At 58.7% G+C, this 17830-nt stretch carries 19 protein-coding genes; 5 read left to right on the forward strand and 14 right to left on the reverse strand.

Features of this window, described 5'->3' with window-relative positions; genetic code table 11:
• Positions 1–44: 44 nt before the first annotated feature.
• The 7 genes from nhaR to rppH form a co-directional block, all read right to left on the reverse strand.
• On the reverse strand, positions 45–977 hold the full coding sequence (nhaR, locus tag PG898_RS06905; RefSeq protein ID WP_270823647.1) for a transcriptional activator NhaR: 933 nt from the start codon (positions 975–977) through the stop codon (positions 45–47).
• Positions 964–1347: a hypothetical protein gene (locus PG898_RS06910; protein WP_270823689.1), complete on the reverse strand. Its 384-nt coding sequence runs from the start codon at positions 1345–1347 to the stop codon at positions 964–966. Before PG898_RS06910 ends, nhaR begins: the two co-directional genes overlap by 14 nt.
• Positions 1348–1367: 20 nt before the next feature.
• Positions 1368–2558 (reverse strand): Na+/H+ antiporter NhaA, encoded by a 1191-nt coding sequence (gene nhaA / locus PG898_RS06915; protein ID WP_171272654.1) that lies wholly within the window; start codon positions 2556–2558, stop codon positions 1368–1370.
• Positions 2559–2843: 285 nt separating this feature from the next.
• Positions 2844–3638 (reverse strand): thymidylate synthase, encoded by a 795-nt coding sequence (gene thyA / locus PG898_RS06920; RefSeq protein ID WP_171272655.1) that lies wholly within the window; start codon positions 3636–3638, stop codon positions 2844–2846.
• A complete protein-coding gene (gene lgt, locus PG898_RS06925) occupies positions 3635–4462 on the reverse strand; it encodes a prolipoprotein diacylglyceryl transferase (protein WP_041207083.1) in 828 nt (275 codons plus the stop codon). The genes thyA and lgt overlap by 4 nt, the downstream gene beginning before the upstream one ends.
• A gap of 67 nt (positions 4463–4529) precedes the next feature.
• Positions 4530–6809: a phosphoenolpyruvate--protein phosphotransferase gene (gene ptsP / locus PG898_RS06930; protein ID WP_270823644.1), complete on the reverse strand. Its 2280-nt coding sequence runs from the start codon at positions 6807–6809 to the stop codon at positions 4530–4532.
• 13 nt (positions 6810–6822) lie between these two features.
• Positions 6823–7350 carry an RNA pyrophosphohydrolase gene (rppH, locus tag PG898_RS06935; protein WP_025325700.1) on the reverse strand — a complete coding sequence of 176 codons (528 nt, stop codon included), beginning with the start codon at positions 7348–7350 and terminating at the stop codon, positions 6823–6825.
• Positions 7351–8082: 732 nt separating this feature from the next.
• Here rppH and mutH point away from each other — a divergent pair.
• Entirely contained in the window at positions 8083–8757 is a 675-nt protein-coding gene (gene mutH / locus PG898_RS06940; RefSeq protein WP_270823642.1) for a DNA mismatch repair endonuclease MutH, read from the forward strand.
• An 83-nt stretch (positions 8758–8840) separates the two neighbouring features.
• Positions 8841–9170 carry an isoamylase early set domain-containing protein gene (locus PG898_RS06945; RefSeq protein ID WP_025325698.1) on the forward strand — a complete coding sequence of 110 codons (330 nt, stop codon included), beginning with the start codon at positions 8841–8843 and terminating at the stop codon, positions 9168–9170.
• A 93-nt stretch (positions 9171–9263) separates the two neighbouring features.
• On the opposite strand, the gene rplS is transcribed toward PG898_RS06945, so the two are convergent.
• The 5 genes from rplS to ffh all read right to left on the reverse strand — a co-directional run bounded on the left by rplS (position 9264) and on the right by ffh (position 12781).
• A complete protein-coding gene (gene rplS / locus PG898_RS06950) occupies positions 9264–9611 on the reverse strand; it encodes a 50S ribosomal protein L19 (protein ID WP_005313505.1) in 348 nt (115 codons plus the stop codon).
• Positions 9612–9643: 32 nt separating this feature from the next.
• Positions 9644–10393 carry a tRNA (guanosine(37)-N1)-methyltransferase TrmD gene (gene trmD, locus PG898_RS06955; protein ID WP_011704631.1) on the reverse strand — a complete coding sequence of 250 codons (750 nt, stop codon included), beginning with the start codon at positions 10391–10393 and terminating at the stop codon, positions 9644–9646.
• A 34-nt stretch (positions 10394–10427) separates the two neighbouring features.
• On the reverse strand, positions 10428–10949 hold the full coding sequence (gene rimM, locus PG898_RS06960) for a ribosome maturation factor RimM (RefSeq protein WP_005332346.1): 522 nt from the start codon (positions 10947–10949) through the stop codon (positions 10428–10430).
• A 24-nt stretch (positions 10950–10973) separates the two neighbouring features.
• A complete protein-coding gene (gene rpsP, locus PG898_RS06965; protein WP_042649810.1) occupies positions 10974–11222 on the reverse strand; it encodes a 30S ribosomal protein S16 in 249 nt (82 codons plus the stop codon).
• 179 nt (positions 11223–11401) lie between these two features.
• Positions 11402–12781, reverse strand: coding sequence for a signal recognition particle protein (gene ffh, locus PG898_RS06970; RefSeq protein WP_042649809.1), 1380 nt, complete (start codon positions 12779–12781; stop codon positions 11402–11404).
• Between the two features lie 286 nt (positions 12782–13067).
• Here ffh and PG898_RS06975 point away from each other — a divergent pair, with 286 nt between their 5' ends.
• Both PG898_RS06975 and PG898_RS06980 read left to right on the forward strand, forming a co-directional pair.
• Entirely contained in the window at positions 13068–13859 is a 792-nt protein-coding gene (locus PG898_RS06975; RefSeq protein ID WP_042649821.1) for a cytochrome C assembly family protein, read from the forward strand.
• A gap of 40 nt (positions 13860–13899) precedes the next feature.
• A complete protein-coding gene (locus PG898_RS06980; protein ID WP_041206412.1) occupies positions 13900–15180 on the forward strand; it encodes an HlyC/CorC family transporter in 1281 nt (426 codons plus the stop codon).
• Positions 15181–15211: 31 nt separating this feature from the next.
• Here the strand turns inward: PG898_RS06980 and PG898_RS06985 are convergent, their stop codons facing one another.
• Positions 15212–15679: an Rrf2 family transcriptional regulator gene (locus tag PG898_RS06985; RefSeq protein ID WP_041206413.1), complete on the reverse strand. Its 468-nt coding sequence runs from the start codon at positions 15677–15679 to the stop codon at positions 15212–15214.
• 111 nt (positions 15680–15790) lie between these two features.
• Here PG898_RS06985 and hmpA point away from each other — a divergent pair, with 111 nt between their 5' ends.
• Positions 15791–16984: an NO-inducible flavohemoprotein gene (gene hmpA, locus PG898_RS06990; protein WP_042649808.1), complete on the forward strand. Its 1194-nt coding sequence runs from the start codon at positions 15791–15793 to the stop codon at positions 16982–16984.
• An 86-nt stretch (positions 16985–17070) separates the two neighbouring features.
• On the opposite strand, the gene PG898_RS06995 is transcribed toward hmpA, so the two are convergent.
• Entirely contained in the window at positions 17071–17661 is a 591-nt protein-coding gene (locus PG898_RS06995; RefSeq protein WP_139751261.1) for a tetratricopeptide repeat protein, read from the reverse strand.
• Positions 17662–17830: the final 169 nt, after the last annotated feature.

Raw genomic sequence — 17830 nt, forward strand, 5'->3', positions numbered from 1 at the left:
TCCCTCCCCTGCAAGACAGGAATCATACCCCCTGCCTCATCGATTTAAAATGACAGGGTTGCTGGCTGAATGGTGGTGAAGTCCTCCTGACCGGCAAACAGGAAGGAGAAATCACTCTCACATACCCGCTTCACCGCCGGATGCTGGATCATCCGCTCTGCAAAGATGACGTAGTACTCCTCCATCAGATCCTGGGTTTCTCCGATCAGCATCACCTCCTCCCCCTCCAGGATCTCCTCCCGATAGATGGTCGGCGCCATGAAAATACCCTGATTGAAGAAGCCAAACGCCTTCATCAGGGCCGCATCGTCGAACTCACCCAGGATGCTGGGAGAAATGCCCTGCTGCTCGAACCACTGCGTCAACTGTCGACCCATGGCGGTACGCCGGCCCAGAATGAGCAGCTTGCGCTCCTCCAGACAGGCGGGAAAAGGCTTTTCGGGCAGCGGCGCCTTGCAGAAGAAGCTGACGCCACACCCCCCCAACCGCTTGGAAAGCAGACCGGCGTGCTGGCTGGAATCCACCGGGCAGTCGGAGAGGATCATGTCGAGCTTGTGTTCGCTCAGTTGCTCCAGCAGCAGCTCGTGAGTCGATTCGAAGCAGCGCAGGTGGATGGAGCCGTCATTGGGGATGACAGAGAGCAGCACCCGACTGGCGAGACGCTTGGAGAGTGCATCGGCAATGCCGACGTCGAACAGGATCTGGCTCTCCTTGCGGTAGTTGACGATATCCAGCATCTCGTAGGAGAGGCTGAACATCTTGTCGGCATAGCGAAACACCAGTTGACCCAGCTCGGTGGCCTCGAGGGAACGCCCCTTGCGGATCAACAACTTGCCGCCCAGGCGCTGCTCCAGCAGCTTGATCTGACCTGTGACGGTCTGGGGAGTGAGAAAGAGGGCTTCCGCCGCCTGGGTGACGGAGCCCTTCTTCTGAGTCATCCAAAAATAATAGAGATGGTTGTAGTTAAGGTGTGACATCCGGTGGGGTTCCCGCGCCGCGCGGGCTCCGATAGCAGCTAAGTTCAACCGCCAGAATGTCATACATGTCGCTGATCGAGTCAACTTTGTTGTTTGCGCCGAACTGCTCTTGCAGGGTCAGCTTGAGGCGGGCCGGATCCGGCATCCGCTCCCCACAGTAGCGCTTGTTCGACTGCTTGACTCTCTCGCCAGCCCGGCTGCTCAGGGCCCGTTCAGCAAAGGTCTCGCCGAATTGGGCCTTGGCCTGCTTGTCTCCCAGCATGAGGGCGCTGTCTACCACGCCATTGAGGTAAGCCGAACAACTGGCCGACGTTGCATCCTGCTGGCACTCCGCCAGACTATTCGCCCAGAGTGCCGGACTCGCCAGCATGACTAACCATCCGAGTCTTCTCATAACCCCTCCGTGCTTTGATTCGCCTCCCGATTGGGCAGCGATATCCGCAGGGCGATAAAACCGATCACGGCCGCCAGGGTGGATCCCACCAGGATACCGAGGCGTGAGTAGCTGCCGTAGTCCAGTCCGCCATGCTCGAATGCCAGCGACGCGATGAACATCGACATGGTAAAGCCGATGCCACACAGGATGCTGACGGCAAAGATCTGCTTGAAGTTGACGCCACTCGGCAGCTGGGCGATGCCGAGTTTCACCGACAGCCAGCTGACGGTAAAGATGCCGAGGGGCTTGCCGATGAAGAGCCCCAGTATGATGCCCATGGGCACCGGGCTGAGCAGATCCGACAGCTGGATCCCGTCGAGGGAGACACCAGCGTTGGCAAAGGCAAACAACGGCAGGATCAGATACGCGCTCCAGGGGTGCAGCGCATGCTCCAGGTGCTTGAGCGGCGAGGCATAACGCTTCCCGGAGATAGGGATCATGAAGCCAACGATGACGCCGGCCAGGGTCGCATGAACACCTGACTTGAGCACGGCCACCCAGAGCACCAGACCCACCAGCATGTAAAGGCCGATCCTGTCCTCACCACGGCGGTTCATCCAGAGCAGAGTAAGGGTCGCCACTATACCGACCGCCAGTGCGGTCAGCGACAGCTGTTGGGTATAGAAGAGGGCGATGATGATGATGACCCCCAGGTCATCCATGATAGCCAGGGCCAGCAGGAAAACCTTCAGGCTGGTCGGCACCCGCTTGCCGAGCAGCGCCATCACCCCGAGGGCGAAGGCGATATCGGTCGCAGCCGGAATGGCCCAACCGGCCCGGGTGACTTCGTCCTCGTAGTTAAAGAAGGTATAGATGAGCGCAGGGGCCAGCATGCCGCCCACGGCGGCGATGGCCGGGAAGGTGGCCTGTACCCGGGATGAGAGCGCCCCTTCCAACATTTCGCGCTTGACCTCGAGCCCGACCAACAGGAAGAAGAGTGCCATGAAGCCGTCGTTGATCCAGAGCAGCAACGGCTTGTTGATGTCCAGGGCGGCAATGCGCACCTGTACCTGAGTATTGAGGAAACTCTGATAGTGCTCCGCTAGGGCAGAGTTGGCCAGACCGATGGCCAGCAAGGCGGCCAGGATCAGAATTATTCCGGAGGCTGACTCCAGTTTGAGAAATCGCTTGAACACATCGCTCATGGTCTAACTATCCATAAAATTGTACTTTTTCAGTCTAGGGGGCGAGTGAACCAATGAAAAATCGTTTCTAACTGCCAATAACAACGGGAAAACCGAAGGAAAAATAAATCATGTCTGCTATAAGCACGTTTTCCCCCGTCTTCCCTCGCCTGTGTGGCATTCATTTCTTTGCATATTCATTCTTGTCAGGCATGAAAAAGGCGCCCGCAGGCGCCTTTCGAACAGATGGAATAGCATAGCGGGAGATCCCGCCGAGCATCGCTCGCCATAACGGCGGATGCCGGATCAGATGGCGACAGGGGCCTTGATACCCGGGTGGGGATCATAGCCCTGGATCTCGAAGTCCTCGAACCGGTAGTCGAAGATGGAGTCCGGCTTGCGCTTGATCACCAGCTGCGGCAAGGAACGCGGCTCGCGGGAGAGCTGCAGCGCCGTCTGCTCCATGTGGTTGGAGTAGAGGTGCACATCGCCACCGGTCCAGACGAAGTCGCCCACGGCCAGATCGCACTGCTGGGCCATCATGTGGGTCAGCAGGGCGTAGCTCGCGATGTTGAACGGCAGACCGAGGAAGACGTCGCAGCTGCGTTGATAGAGCTGGCAAGAGAGCTTGCCGTCCGCCACATAGAACTGGAAGAAGGCATGACAAGGGGCAAGCGCCATCTTGTCCAGCTCTCCCACGTTCCAGGCGGAGACTATGATGCGGCGGGAGTCCGGGTTGTGCTTGATGTCATCCACCGCCTTCTGGATCTGGTCGATGACGGTGCCATCGGCCGCCGGCCAGGAGCGCCACTGGGCACCGTAGACAGGGCCCAGATCGCCATGCTCGTCGGCCCACTCGTCCCAGATGCTGACGCCGTGCTCTTTCAGGTAGGCGGTGTTGGTGTCGCCATTGAGGAACCACAGCAACTCGTGAATGATGGAGCGCAGGTGACACTTCTTGGTGGTGACCAGCGGGAAGCCTTCCGCCAGATTGAAGCGCATCTGATGGCCGAACAGGGAGACGGTCCCCGTGCCGGTGCGATCGGATTTGACTGTGCCTTCATCTAGGATCTTCTGCATCAGGTCAAGATAGGCCCTCATTGCTTTGCCTCCTTCGCCGCGTTGCCGAACAACTGCGGACGCTTGTAGGCAACCCAGATCATCAGGGCTCCGATGATGATCATCGGGGTGGAGAGGATCTGGCCCATGCTGATCTCCTGGAAGTAGAGACCCAGCTGACTGTCAGGCTGGCGTACGAACTCCACCAGGAAGCGGAACAGGCCGTAGAACAGCAGGAACATGCCGGAGATGGCGCCCCGTGGCGGGTTCTTGCGCCAGAACAGGTTCAGGATGATGAAGAGCACCACACCTTCCAGGGCGAACTGGTAGAGCTGGGAGGGGTGACGCGGCTCGGGGCCTGCCTCCGGGAAAATGATGGCCCAGGGCACGTCCGTGACCCGGCCCCACAGCTCGCCGTTCATGAAGTTGCCGATACGGCCGACGCCGAGACCGAATGGAATGAGCGGTGCCACAAAGTCCGCCACGGTGAAGAAGTGACGCTTGGTCTTGTGCGCAAACCAGATCATCGCGGTGATGACCCCGATCAGACCGCCGTGGAACGACATGCCCCCGGTCCAGATCTTGAACAGGTAGGTGGGATCGGCCAGGAAGAGATCGAAGTTGTAGAACAGCACGTAGCCGATACGACCGCCCAGGATCACCCCGAGGAAGCCGTAGAACAGCAGGTCAGACACCTCGTTGCGGGTCCAGCCACTGTTCGGCGCATCGGCGCGGCGGCCCGCAAGCCACATGGCAAAGGCGAAACCAAACAAATACATGAGACCATACCAGCGTACCGATAGTGGTCCCAAACTGAATGCTACGGGATCAATCTGCGAGAAAACCCAATATCCGTCGTGCTGCATGGCGCGGCCCCAGTCATAAGAAAAGCCGCATTCTCCGATCATTCGTCAGCAGGAACAAGACTGAATATCAATCGGGCAGCTTGGTCTTGTGACCCGCGCGCAGCAAACCGCCAAGACCGTGCTCTTCCAGGTAGCGGGCAAACAGGCCACGGAGCACATGGGGATTGTCGTGCTTGAGGCCATCGGCCATCAGCGCCTTCAGCTCGCCGAGATCGGATTGACGCAACACGTACTTGATGCGGGAAATGTTGTGGGTGTTCATACTGAAACGGCGATAGCCCATGGCCAGCAACAGCAGCACGCCGACCGGATCCCCGGCCAGCTCGCCGCAGACCGAGACCGGCTTCTGGTAGCGATGGGAGGCATCGACCAGCAGTTGCAGGGCGCGGATCACCGCGGGGTGGAAGGCGTCATAGATACTGGCGACCCGGGCGTTGTTGCGATCCACCGCCAGCAGATACTGGGTCAGGTCATTGCTGCCCACCGACCAGAAGTCGATGAGGGGGGCCATCTCCGGCAGGATGTAGAGGGCGGAGGGCACCTCTATCATCACCCCCAGGCTGGGGTAGCGGATCACCGCATCGCGGCTCGCCGCCTCTTCCGACACTTCACGCCAGGCCTGATCCAGCAGCCGGCGGGAGGCCTTGATTTCACTGACGCTGCTGATCATCGGCAGCATGATGGCTAGATTGTCCAGCCCTTCGCTGGCGCGCAGCATGGCCTTGAGCTGCACCAGGAACAACTCGGGGTGATCCAGGGTGAGCCGGATCCCCCGCCAGCCAAGGAAGGGATTTTCCTCCACGATGGGGAAATAGGGCAATTGCTTGTCCCCCCCCACATCCAGGGTGCGCATGCAGACGGGGCGATCCCGATAGGTCTCCAGGATCCCGCGATAGCGCGCCGTCTGCTCCCATTCGGAGGGGAAGCTGTCCTGCAGCATGAAGGGGATCTCGGTGCGATAGAGTCCGACCCCATCCGCCAGATGATTGAGGGAGATCTCGGTGTCGGCGCTGAGGCCGGCGTTGAGCAGCAAGGAGACAGGGGTGCCGTCCGCCGTCTCCGAGGGTTGATTGTCGACGCTGCGCACCAGGGTATCGAGCGCCCGCTCCTCGTTGAGCAGTTGCCGGTACTCGGTCAGGATCACCTGATTGGGCTCGATGAAGAGATCACCACTGTAGCCGTCGATGACCAGGGTGCGCCCGCCTATGTCACCCAGGGGCAGATCCACCCCCATGATGGCCGCTACCCCCATGGCGCGGGCCAGGATGGCGGCATGGGAGTTGGTTCCCCCCTTGAGGGAGACCACGCCGCTCAGAAACTCCCGCGGGATCTCGGCGAGTATGGTGGCGGTCACCTCGTCGGCAACCAGTACCACCGGCTCCCCTATGGTGAGCTGCTCGGGTTCGTCCTGCACCAGCCGGCTGATGAGCCGCTGGGCGATGTCTTTCACATCGGTGGAGCGCTCCCGCAGGTAGGGATCCTTCATTCCCTTGAACTGCTCGATCAGCCGATCGCTGATGATCTTGACCGCGGAGATGGCGGTCCAGTGCTCCTTGCCGACCTTGTTGCGGATGGGCTTGATGTAGCCGGGGTCGTTCAGCAGGTGCAGATAGATGTCGAAGATGGCGACCGAATCCTGGCTGTAGCTCTCGCGAAAGCGCAGCGCCAGGCTCTCCAGATCGTGACGTACCTCTTCCACCGCAAGCTCCAGCCGGGCCAGCTGCTTGCCGTGGTCCTCGTCCTTGCGCGGGGTGATGCTGTTGAGCGCCTTGCGCGGGCGCCACACCCAGGCCTTGGCGATGGCGATGCCGCTGGCACCGGCGATGCCGCGCAGCGGCTTGCTCCAGTCGGTCTTCTGCAGCCACCCTTTGGCCTGAGCCTGGGCGATGCGGGCCGCCAGCTGCGCCGCCAGGGTGACCATGAAGGACTCTTCCCCTTCATCGAAGAGGCGACTCTCTTTCTGCTGCACTACCAGAATGCCCACCACCTGGCGCTGGTGCATGATGGGGGCGCCGAGGAAGGAGCGAAACGCCTCTTCCGCGACATCGGGCAGGAACTTGAAACTGGGATGGGAGGGCGCATCGGCCAGGTTGATCAGCTCTTCCCGCTGACCCACCAGACCGACTATGCCCTGCTCGAACGGCAAGGTGGCCTTGCCCACCGCCGACTCGGCCAGGCCATCGGTCGCAGCCAGTCGATAGCGGCGCATGTCGGGCTCGGCGACATAAACGGAGCAGCAGTCCACCGTCATGGCGAGCCGGGTCTGGCTCACCAATGCTTGCAAGGCCTGTTCGAGGGTGTTGGCCTCGGCCATGCTCTCGACGATACGTCTGAGTTCCGTCAGCAACTAATTGTGCTCCTTAGCGCGAGCGGTTGCGCCGCCCATCCTTCCGATTAACCTGCACCACCGGCACCGGCATGGCCAGCGGGGCAAACTCCTTCATCACCCGGCGGTAAACTTCCCGCTTGAAGGAGACGACCTGACGAACCGGGTACCAGAAGCTGACCCAACGCCAATCATCAAATTCCGGGTGACCATGACAGCCGAACTGGATCCTGGACTCTTTGCCAGGATCGAGCTGCAACAAAAACCATTTCTGCTTCTGGCCAATACAGACCGGTGAACTGTCCCAGCGAACGAGTCGTTTGGGTAAGCGATACTTCAGCCAGTTGCGACTGGTCGCCAGTATGGTCACATCCTCGGGCTTGAGGCCTATTTCCTCATACAGCTCGCGATACATGGCCTGTTCCGGCGATTCACCATCATCAACTCCCCCCTGCGGAAACTGCCAGGAGTGCTGCCCATAGCGCTTAGCCCACAATACTTGCCCGTCACGGTTACAGATCACGATGCCGACATTGGGACGAAATCCGTCGCCATCTATCACGTGATCACCTTATAAAGGCTGAATCTATAAAGAGATTGTTCCACATTCACCCCGTGGCGGCAAACAGGGACTGTCATCTTCCACTCATGAATAACTTGGCATTTCAAGCAAAGTTATAAACAAACCGGAAGGACAAGCTCCGCAAGTTGCCCACCCAGACTGTGCATAAGCCTGTGATCAAGCGGGTATATACAGTAGTTTTATACTACGACTTCAAATCATGCCGTATCATACCCGATTCATATAAAAACAAAATATTCATTTAAATACATAGAGTTAATAATTAAAGACTGGATCAAGATCCATGTCTTTTACGCCCGAGGATCCTGGCTGTCAATTGTGAACAAGTTCGACTGTTCAAAGATCCACCAAGGCTAGTTTATCCACAAGGATGGCGCATTATCTGCACCGATATGGCGAGAAAAATCGGCGTGCTCTCACATTTATTTCTGATGCCGGGCCCTGTATCACCACTTTATGTCAGTTATCCAAGATTTCTGTGGATAACTATGTGCAACAGCCAGGCCAAACCCTTGGACAACTCGCAGCAACCGAAATCCTCCCGTTCTCCAGGCTGGAAAAAATAGTCAAATTCCTTTAAAATCATTGCCATAGATGATAACTCACAATCTTGCCCCCCCTGTGTATAGCCGGGCAAGGATCGGTTACAAAATCAGCGATCCTCTGTCAGGATCAAACTTGTCCCCCCCTTCTCGCCAACAGGAGCCCCTCATGCCCGCCAACCCACAGTCAGAGCAGGAATTGCTGGCGCGCGCCTACGCCATGGCGGGCTTCACCCTGGCCCAGCTCGCAGCGACGGCCAGCATCCCGGTGCCACGGGATCTCCGGCGGGACAAGGGTTGGATCGGCCAGTTGATCGAGTGGCAGCTGGGTGCCAGCGCGGGCAGCCGGCCGGAGCAGGACTTCCCCGATCTCGGTATAGAGCTCAAGACGATCCCGATCGATCCTCAGGGCAAACCACTGGAAACCACCTTCGTCTGCGTCGCCCCCCTCATCGGGATCAGCGGCCAGCGCTGGGAGGAGTCCAATGTGCGCAACAAGCTGTCGCGGGTACTCTGGATCCCGGTGGAGGGCAGCCGCACCATCCCCGTCGGTGAGCGCCGGGTCGGCATGCCGTTGCTGTGGAGCCCGAACGAAGAAGAAGACAGATTGTTGCGTCAGGATTGGGAGGAGCTGATGGACATGATAGTGCTGGGGGAGGTGGAGCAGATCAGCGCCCGCCACGGCCAGGTCATGCAGCTGCGCCCCAAGGCGGCCAACAGCAAGGCACTGACCCGCGCCATCGGCCGCAATGGCCAGCCGATCCAGACACTGCCAAGGGGCTTCTATCTCAAGATTGAGTTCACTCACCAGCTGCTTCGGCGTCATTTCGCCCTGCCTGCCTGACGATTGCTATCAACATCCTTGTCATAAAGTGATATAAAAATGACCAGCGCTACTTTCTTCGCAGTCAGTGACAAGGAGTCCATATGCCGATCAACAAGCAATTTCTCAAGTCCCGCCCCGAGGTCAAGGTGACCTTCGCAGTGGAAAAAGAGGCCGCGGGCGAGGCCGAACAGGTCTTGCTGCTGGGGGAGTTCAGCCAGTGGCAGCCCATTGAATTGAAAAGAATGAAGAGCGGGGAGTTCAAGGCAACCCTCAACCTTCCCACCGATGGCCCCAGCCATTTCGAGTATTGCTACCAACTGGTGCAGCCGGACGGGGAGACCCGTTATGACAACGATTGGGAAGCGGATGACTACGTGCCCGGCCCCTTCGGGCGCGACAACTCTGTGGTGCGGGTCAGCCAGCCTGGTTGAAGCCAGTCTGTGTGAAACGCACATACAAAAAAGGCTCGCCATTGGCGAGCCTTTTCACTACCTGTCGAGAATTCGACACCAATTCGAATCGAATTAGTTGAGCTTCTCTTTGATACGAGCAGCTTTGCCGGACAGGTTGCGCAGGTAGTACAGCTTGGCGCGGCGAACATCACCACGACGCTTCAGTTCTACACTGTGGATCAGCGGAGAGTGAGTCTGGAATACACGCTCAACACCTTCGCCGTTAGAGATCTTGCGAACGGTGAAAGCAGAGTGCAGACCGCGGTTACGCTTGGCAATGACGATGCCTTCGAAAGCCTGCAGACGCTCTTTACCACCTTCTTTAACACGAACTTGAACACGTACGGTGTCGCCCTGGGCAAATGCCGGGATGTCGGTACGCAGTTGCTCTTGTTCAAGCTGCTGAATAATCTTGCTCATTGTCTTTCCTTACCTAGGATAAACTGAAAACTCTACTTAACGCTGTCACGCACTTCGCGGACATACTCGGCAAGAAGTGATTCTTGCTCGTCAGTCAGAGCTAGGTTGTTAATAAGTTCCGGCCTTCTCTGCCAGGTTCGTCCGAGCGACTGCTTGAGACGCCAGCGCCGAATCACTTCGTGATTGCCGCTTGTCAGCGCCTCGGGCACCGCCAATCCATCCAACAACTCCGGCCGAGTGTAGTGGGGATGATCCAGCAGGCCATCCGTGAAGGAGTCCTGCTCGGCACTGGCCTGATCGCCCAAGACCCCGGGGACCAGACGCGAAACCGCATCGATCAGGGTCATGGCAGGCAACTCGCCACCACTTAACACGTAATCCCCGATAGACCACTCTTCGTCGACTTCGGTTTGTATCACGCGTTCATCGATACCTTCGTATCGACCGGCGACCAGAATCAGTTTCTGATTCGTCGCCAACTCGGTTACGCCCGCTTGAGTCAGCTTGCGCCCCTGAGGAGAGAGATAGATGACTTTCGCCCCGTCTCCCGCCGCTTGCTTGGCTGCATGAATCGCATCACGCAGCGGCTGAACCATCATCAGCATCCCAGGCCCACCACCATAAGGACGATCATCGACCGTACGGTGTTTGTCGTGGGTGAAATCCCGAGGGTTCCAGCACTCAATCTGCAGCAGGCCACTCTTGACGGCCCGACCCGTTACCCCGTGCTCGGTAATGGCTCGGAACATTTCCGGGAAGAGGCTGATCACCCCAATCCACATAAGAAACCTCCGGCACCCGTGTTAGCGCGGGAAACTAGAAACCAGGATCCCAATCAACTTCGATTGTTCGAGCAGTCAGATCAATATTCTTGATCACCTGCTCTTCCAGGAACGGGATCAGCCGCTCCTTTGCACCAAAGGCATCTTTTACATTGGCCTCAACCACCAACACATCGTTGGAGCCGGTTTCCATCAATTCGGTCACCTTGCCCAGGTCGTATCCCTTGGTGGTCATCACGGAGCAACCAATCAGGTCACGCCAGTAGAACTCACCTTCAGGCAACGCAGGCAACAGATCGGCGGCTACGCCAATCTCGACATTGGTCAATGCCAGGGCATCCTCGCGCACATCGATACCATCGAGCTTGCAGATCAGACCCTTGTTGTGACGCTTCCAGGCCGAAACCTGAATCTCACGCCATACCCCGTTCTGATTGATCAGCCAGGGGTTGTAATCGAAAATCGCTTCGGCAACATCGGTGAAGGAGTTCACTTTAAGCCAGCCCTTGATGCCGTAGACGGTACCCAGAGTGCCCAGAACTATAGGTTTTTCCACCTTAACTCCTTACCGCTTGGCTGATTAAGCAGCTTTTTTAGCGTCTTTGATCAGCTTGGCAACACGGTCAGAAACAGTGGCACCAGTAGCAACCCAATGCTCGATACGAGCCAGGTCCAGGTTCAGCTTTTCAGCGTTACCAGCAGCAACCGGGTTGAAGAAACCAACGCGCTCGATGAAGCGACCGTCACGGGCGCAACGGCTGTCAGAAACTACTACCTGGTAGAACGGACGCTTTTTCGCGCCACCACGTTGTAAACGAATGGTTACCATATCGTCCTCATGAACATCTAATGAACAAGGCCTGCAAATACGCAGACCCTAGCTTAAAATAAGCCGCGTAATTCTACTTGGATTCGTAATAATTGCAACCAAGCCTGCTATTTTTTGCGCAGGAGTTGGCATGAAAAAGGCTCACCGAAGTGAGCCTTTTTGCCTGACAAGCAGGAAAATCAGAACGGACCGCGTCCGCCACCACCGAATCCGGGTGGCAACATGTTCTTCATCTGGCCCATCATCTTGCGCATGCCACCCTTGCCGGACATCTTCTTCATCATGCGCTGCATCTCGGTGAACTGCTTGAGCAGCTTGTTCACGTCCTGCACCTGCATGCCGGAACCCGCGGCGATGCGACGCTTGCGGGAGCCCTTGATGAGATCGGGATGAGCACGCTCCTTGGGCGTCATGGAGCTGATGATGGCCTCCATCCGCACTGTGATCTTGTCATCCATCTGATCTTTCACGTTATCCGGCAGACCGGACATGCCGGGCAACTTGTCGAGCATGCCCATCATGCCGCCCATGTTGCGCATCTGGGCCAGCTGCTCGCGGAAATCTTCCAGATCGAAGCCCTTGCCGCTCTTGACCTTGTTGGCCAGCTTGGCGGCTTTTTCCTTGTCGACGTTGCGTTCCACCTCTTCGATGAGCGACAGCACGTCCCCCATGCCGAGGATGCGGGATGCGAGTCGATCCGGGTGGAAGGGCTCAAGGGCATCGGTCTTCTCGCCCATACCGATGAACTTGACCGGCTTGCCGGTGATGTGGCGCACCGACAGGGCGGCACCGCCGCGGGCGTCGCCGTCCGCCTTGGTGAGGATGACGCCGGTGAGCGGCAGCGCTTCGTTGAACGCCTTGGCGGTATTGGCAGCATCCTGACCTGTCATGGCATCCACCACGAACAGGGTCTCGACCGGCTTGATGGTGGCGTGGAGATCCTGGATCTCCGCCATCATCTCGGTGTCCACGTGCAGACGACCGGCGGTATCGACGATCACCACGTCATAGAATTTCTTGCGCGCCTGATCGATGGCGGCGGTGGCGATCGCCACCGGCTTCTGGGTCACATCGCTTGGGAAGAAATCGACCGAGATGTCATTGGCCAGGGTCTCGAGCTGCTTGATCGCCGCCGGGCGGTAGACGTCGGCACTGACCACCAGCACCTTCTTCTTGTGGCGCTCCTTGAGCAGCTTGGCGAGCTTGCCCACAGTCGTGGTCTTACCGGCACCCTGCAGGCCCGCCATCAGGATGATGGCCGGCGGCTGTGCGGCCAGATTGAGCTGCTCGTTCGCCTCTCCCATGACGGAGACCAGCTCGCCATGCACTATCTTGATGAAGGCCTGGCCCGGGCTCAGGGACTTGGCCACTTCCTGGCCGACTGCACGCTCTTTCACGCGGGCAACGAAGTCACGCACCACCGGCAGGGCCACGTCCGCCTCGAGCAGCGCCATGCGTACTTCACGCAAGGTATCCTTGATGTTCTCTTCGGTCAGTCGGCCACGGCCACTGACATTGCGCAGGGTGCGCGAGAGTCGTTCAGTCAAATTCTCAAACATGACGCATTCCGATTCTTGGCGTAACTAGTGGGGCATTATACCCCAGTCAGCACTGTGGGGACGATTACTCACCGCTTGAGGCGGTGACCCGCCATCGAATGAGCGGGTGTAACAAATGGAGGGCATTATACCCCAGTCAACGCCGGAGGACGATTATTCGCCGCACGGGGCTGTCAGCTGCTACTTATATATGGGCAGTTAGCCCCTGGCACAACTGGCGAGCATATCTTGTGCAAGGTATACTGCCCCTCTTATCCATAAAAGCTTGTTCGACAACGACCTGGTTATGATCGTGATCTCTGTTCTGGCCCTGGCGTTTTACCTGCTGGCCATCATCGCCTCTCTGCACCTGCTGCTCAGCGCCAAGCCCGTCGGGCAGGTGTCGCTGTTTGCCTGTGTCGGCCTGGCCCTGACTGCACATGGTGTGGCGGTGGGAAGCGAGGTGCTGGCCACCCATTCCGGCCAGAATCTCAGCATGTTGAACGTCGCCTCCCTGGTCAGCCTCATCATCAGCGGCTTCATGACCTGCGTTACCCGCCGTTTCAACGGCTGGATCCTGCTGCCCGTGGTCTACAGTTTCTCGGCCTTGCTGCTCGCCGCCAGCGCCCTGATTCCGGGCCGCTACATCACTCATCTGGAAGCGCACCCCCAACTGCTGCTGCACATCGGGCTCGCCTTGATGGCCTATTCGGTACTGATGATCGCCTGCCTGTTTGCGCTGCAGCTTGCCTGTCTGGATCGGCAGCTGAAGTCCAGAAAGATAAGCCATCTGCCCGCCATGCCGCCCCTGATGACGGTGGAGAAGCGTCTGTTCCAGCTCATCTCCGCGGGCCTGTTGCTGCTGACCCTCTCCATCGCCTCGGGTCTGTTCTTCCTGGAAGACATGTTTGCCCAGGGCAAATCCCACAAGGCCATCCTCTCGATCCTGGCCTGGTGCGTCTACGCCTTGCTGCTGTGGGGTCACCACACCCGTGGCTGGCGTGGTCGCAAGGTCATCATGCTGAGCCTCATCGGCAGCGTCATCCTGACCCTGGCTTACTTTGGCAGCCGCTTCGTCAAGGAAGTCTTGCTGAGCTGACGGTTCAGCACCCCAAAAACCACCCCAACAGGAGCCCTTCTTGGACAGTATCTCAACGAGCACATTACTGATTGTTCTCGTTATTTTGATTGTGTTGTCAGCCTTCTTCTCCAGTTCCGAAACCGGTCTGATGTCCCTCAACCGCTACAAGCTGCGGCATCTGGCCCAAACCAAACACAAGGCAGCCCGTCGGGTCGAAAAGCTGCTGGCCCGACCGGATCGCCTGCTTGGCCTCATCCTCATCGGCAACAACCTGGTCAACATTCTGGCCTCCGCCATCGCCACCATCGTCTGCATCCGGCTGTTTGGGGATCTCGGCGTCGCCATCGCCACCTTCGGCCTCACCCTGGTGGTGCTGGTGTTCGGGGAAGTCACCCCCAAGACACTGGCGGCCATGTTTCCCGAGCGCATCGCCTATCCCGCCTCCTGGGTCCTCAAGGGGCTGATGGTGCCCTTCGCCCCGCTGGTCTGGCTCATCAACAGCATCACCAACCTCTTGCTCAAGCTGCTGCGCCTCGAACATCGCAAGGATGACTCCCTCAACACCGAAGAGCTGCGCACCATAGTCAACGAGGCGGGCAGCCTCATCCCCCAGCGCCATCAGGAGATGCTGATCAGCATTCTGGATCTGGACAAGATGACGGTGGAAAACATCATGGTGCCGCGCAGCGAGATCTCTGCCATCGACATCAATGACGACTGGAAGAGCATACTGCGCCAGCTGGCCCACTGCGCCCACACCAAGATCCTGCTCTATCGCGACAATATTGACGACGTTGTCGGATTTTTACACTCTCGTGACGCCCTCAGGCTCGTCGCCAGGGACCAGTTCAGCAAGTCCAGCCTGCTGCGGGAAGTCGATCCCATCTACTTCATTCCACAAGGCACGCCGCTCAACGTGCAGCTGGCCAAGTTCCAGCGCAACAAGGAGAGGATCGGGCTGATTGTCGACGAGTATGGCGATATTCAGGGGCTGATCACCCTGGATGACATCCTGGAAGAGATAGTGGGCGACTTCACCACCTCCATGGCCCCGGCGCCGAGCGACGAGATCCACCCCCAGCCGGACGGATCCTTCCTGGTGGAAGGCTCCGCCAGCATCCGCGAGCTGAACAAGGAGATGCACTGGCACCTGCCCATCGACGGCCCGCGCACCCTCAACGGGGTGATTCTGGAGTACCTGGAGGAGATCCCCCAGCCCAACATCAGTGTCAGGCTGGCGGGTTACCCCATCGAAATCCTCGAAGTGGAAAACAACATGGTGAAGATGGCGAGGATCATGCCACACCTCTACCGTAACGAGTCAGGTTACGAGGATTGAAAAAAGGCTGCCGATGGCAGCCTTTTTTGTCTCACTCGCTCTCGTCATCCGGCTCCAGCACCAGGGTCGGGATCAACTCGCCAAACACCTGCTGCAGCTCGTCGCGGTTGGCCAGCAAGTCTTGCAGCGTATAGCCGTCCATCACCGCCAGGAAGGCGTTCATCGCCTCCTTCAGTGCACTCTTGAGCAGGCAGACAGAGACAATATGGCAGACGGGGGAACCGCAGTCGATCCCATCCAGATTGCCTTCCAGCGCCCGGATCACCTGGCCTATGTTCACGCTCTCAGGGGAACAGGCCATGCGGATCCCGCCATTCTTGCCACGCTGGGACTGCAGATAACCCAGCTTCACCAGCTGGTTCACCACCTTCACCATGTGATTGCGAGAGACGTCATACAAGGCAGACACCTTGGCCACGCTCGACAATTCCCCCTCCGGCAACGTGGCCAGATAGAGCAGGGCTCTCAATCCAAAATCGGTATAGCTTGTTAGTCTCATAGTGCCTGTGGCGCATAGCGCAAAGAATTGATGATTGATCCAGATCAATTAAACATTTAGGATGCAACTTATTAAGTGACATTCCAGATGTTCAATTAGAAAGGACCTCCTATGTTAGACCAAGCCACCATCGCCGTCATCAAGAGCACCATTCCTTTGCTCGAATCGGCGGGGCCTGCCCTTACCCAGCACTTCTACCAGCGCATGTTCAGCCACAACCCCGAGTTGAAGGATGTGTTCAACCTGGCTCATCAGCGCAGTGGCGGCCAACCCCTGGCCCTGTTCAGCGCAGTGGCGGCCTACGCCAGGAATATAGACAACCTGGGGGCCCTGGCCGGTGCCGTGGAACGCATCGCCCACAAGCACACGGGTTTCCTGATCCAGCCGGAACAATATCACATTGTGGGTAGTCATCTCTTGGCCACGCTCAAAGAAATGGGTGGCAGCGCGGTGACTGACGAGGTATTGGAGGCCTGGGGCAAGGCTTATGGGGTGCTGGCCGATATCTTTATCGGCCGGGAGGGCGAGCTCTACCGGGAGAAGGCGAGCGAGATCGGCGGCTGGCAAGGTGCTCGCGCTTTCCTCATCAAGGAGAAGCGCCAGGAGAGCGAGCTTGTCACCTCCTTCGTGCTGGCCCCCGTCGACGGCAAGCCCGTACTGCGCTTCAAGCCGGGGCAATATATCAGCATCAGGCTCAATCACCCGACACTGGAGCATCAGGAGATCCGCCAATACTCCCTCTCCGATGCCCCTAATGGCCGCGACTACCGCATCAGCGTCAAGCGCGAGCCCCAGGGCCAGGCCTCCAACCTGCTGCATGACCAGCTTCACATCGGTGACGAGGTGGCGCTGATGCCACCGGCGGGGGACTTCTTCCTGCAGACCGAGACGGCCACCCCAGTGGTACTGATCTCCGCCGGAGTGGGTCTGACCCCCATGCTGAGCATGCTGAACCAGTTGCTGGCTGAACAAGCGGGGACTGAAATCCGCTGGCTGCACGCTTGCGAGCATGGCGCCCAGCATGCCTTCAAGGAAGAGATCCAGATAAAGAGCAGCCAGCACGCCAGCTTGCAGAGCCGGGTCTGGTATAGGACACCTGCCGAACAGGACGTGCAGGGGCAAGATTACGACTTCAGCGGCACCCTGGCGCTGGAACAGGTCACTGACCTCATCCCGGCCAACGCTCACTACTACTTCTGCGGCCCCCTGGGCTTTATGAAGGCTGTGAAAGATCAGCTGAGCAGTTTGGGCGTCCCCGCAGACAGAATGCATTACGAGGTGTTCGGCCCCCATCAGGATCTCTGATCCCGCCTCCTGACAGGGAAAATGAACAAGGCCCACGAACGCAGGTTCGCGGGCCTTGTTGTATCGAGTGGCCTGGCTTGCCGGACTTAGTGCATCGCCTTGGCGCGGGCGATGGCATTGGCGGGCATGCGATTACCGAGTCGGCTCAGCAGGCTAGCCGCCTTCTGGTGGGTCGCCTTGTCGCCGATGACGGCGCCGTGCAGCCAGTGGTAGGCCTCCTCGTAATCCAGCGGACTGCCCATACCCTGCAACAGCATCTCGACCCACTCTATCTGGGCCCGCTGGAAACCCAGGCTGGCAGCCTCCCGCATCAGGGTCTCGGCCCGTACCAGGTCCTTCTGGACCAGGATGCCTTTCCAGTAGTAGCGCCCCAGCTGCTCCAGTGCGGGAGCCAGGCCCTGATTGGCCGCCTCCCACATGTATTGCACGCCTACCTGGGCATCCGGCTTGGTGCAGACGCCCCAGGCCAGCATGTCCCCCCACAGGAACTGATAGGCCGGGATCTTCATCACAGAGGCGCGTGCCTCTATGTCCTGGGTCAGCTGGCACCTGTCCTGCTTCACCCGGGTCAGATGACGTCCCTGCTCTATCCAGTTGAGCAGCTCGTCCTGCCGATAGAGCGGCACAGCCTGCAGCTCTCCCTTGGCCAGGGATCCAGGATTCACCGCCCTGGGCAGCGGAGCAGCCGCCGGGGTTGATGCCACTGGAGCGGGTGCATCAACGCTCGACAGCACAGGGGTCGGAGCAGCGGCAGCCGTAGGCAACGCTGCCGACGCCACCGGCGCTGGGGCAACGGCAGCTGACGGTACAGGTGCGATGGCCGGTAGAGTCGCTGATGCAACCTGT

This window comes from Aeromonas sp. QDB31, assembly GCF_027707605.1.
GTDB lineage: Bacteria > Pseudomonadota > Gammaproteobacteria > Enterobacterales > Aeromonadaceae > Aeromonas > Aeromonas media.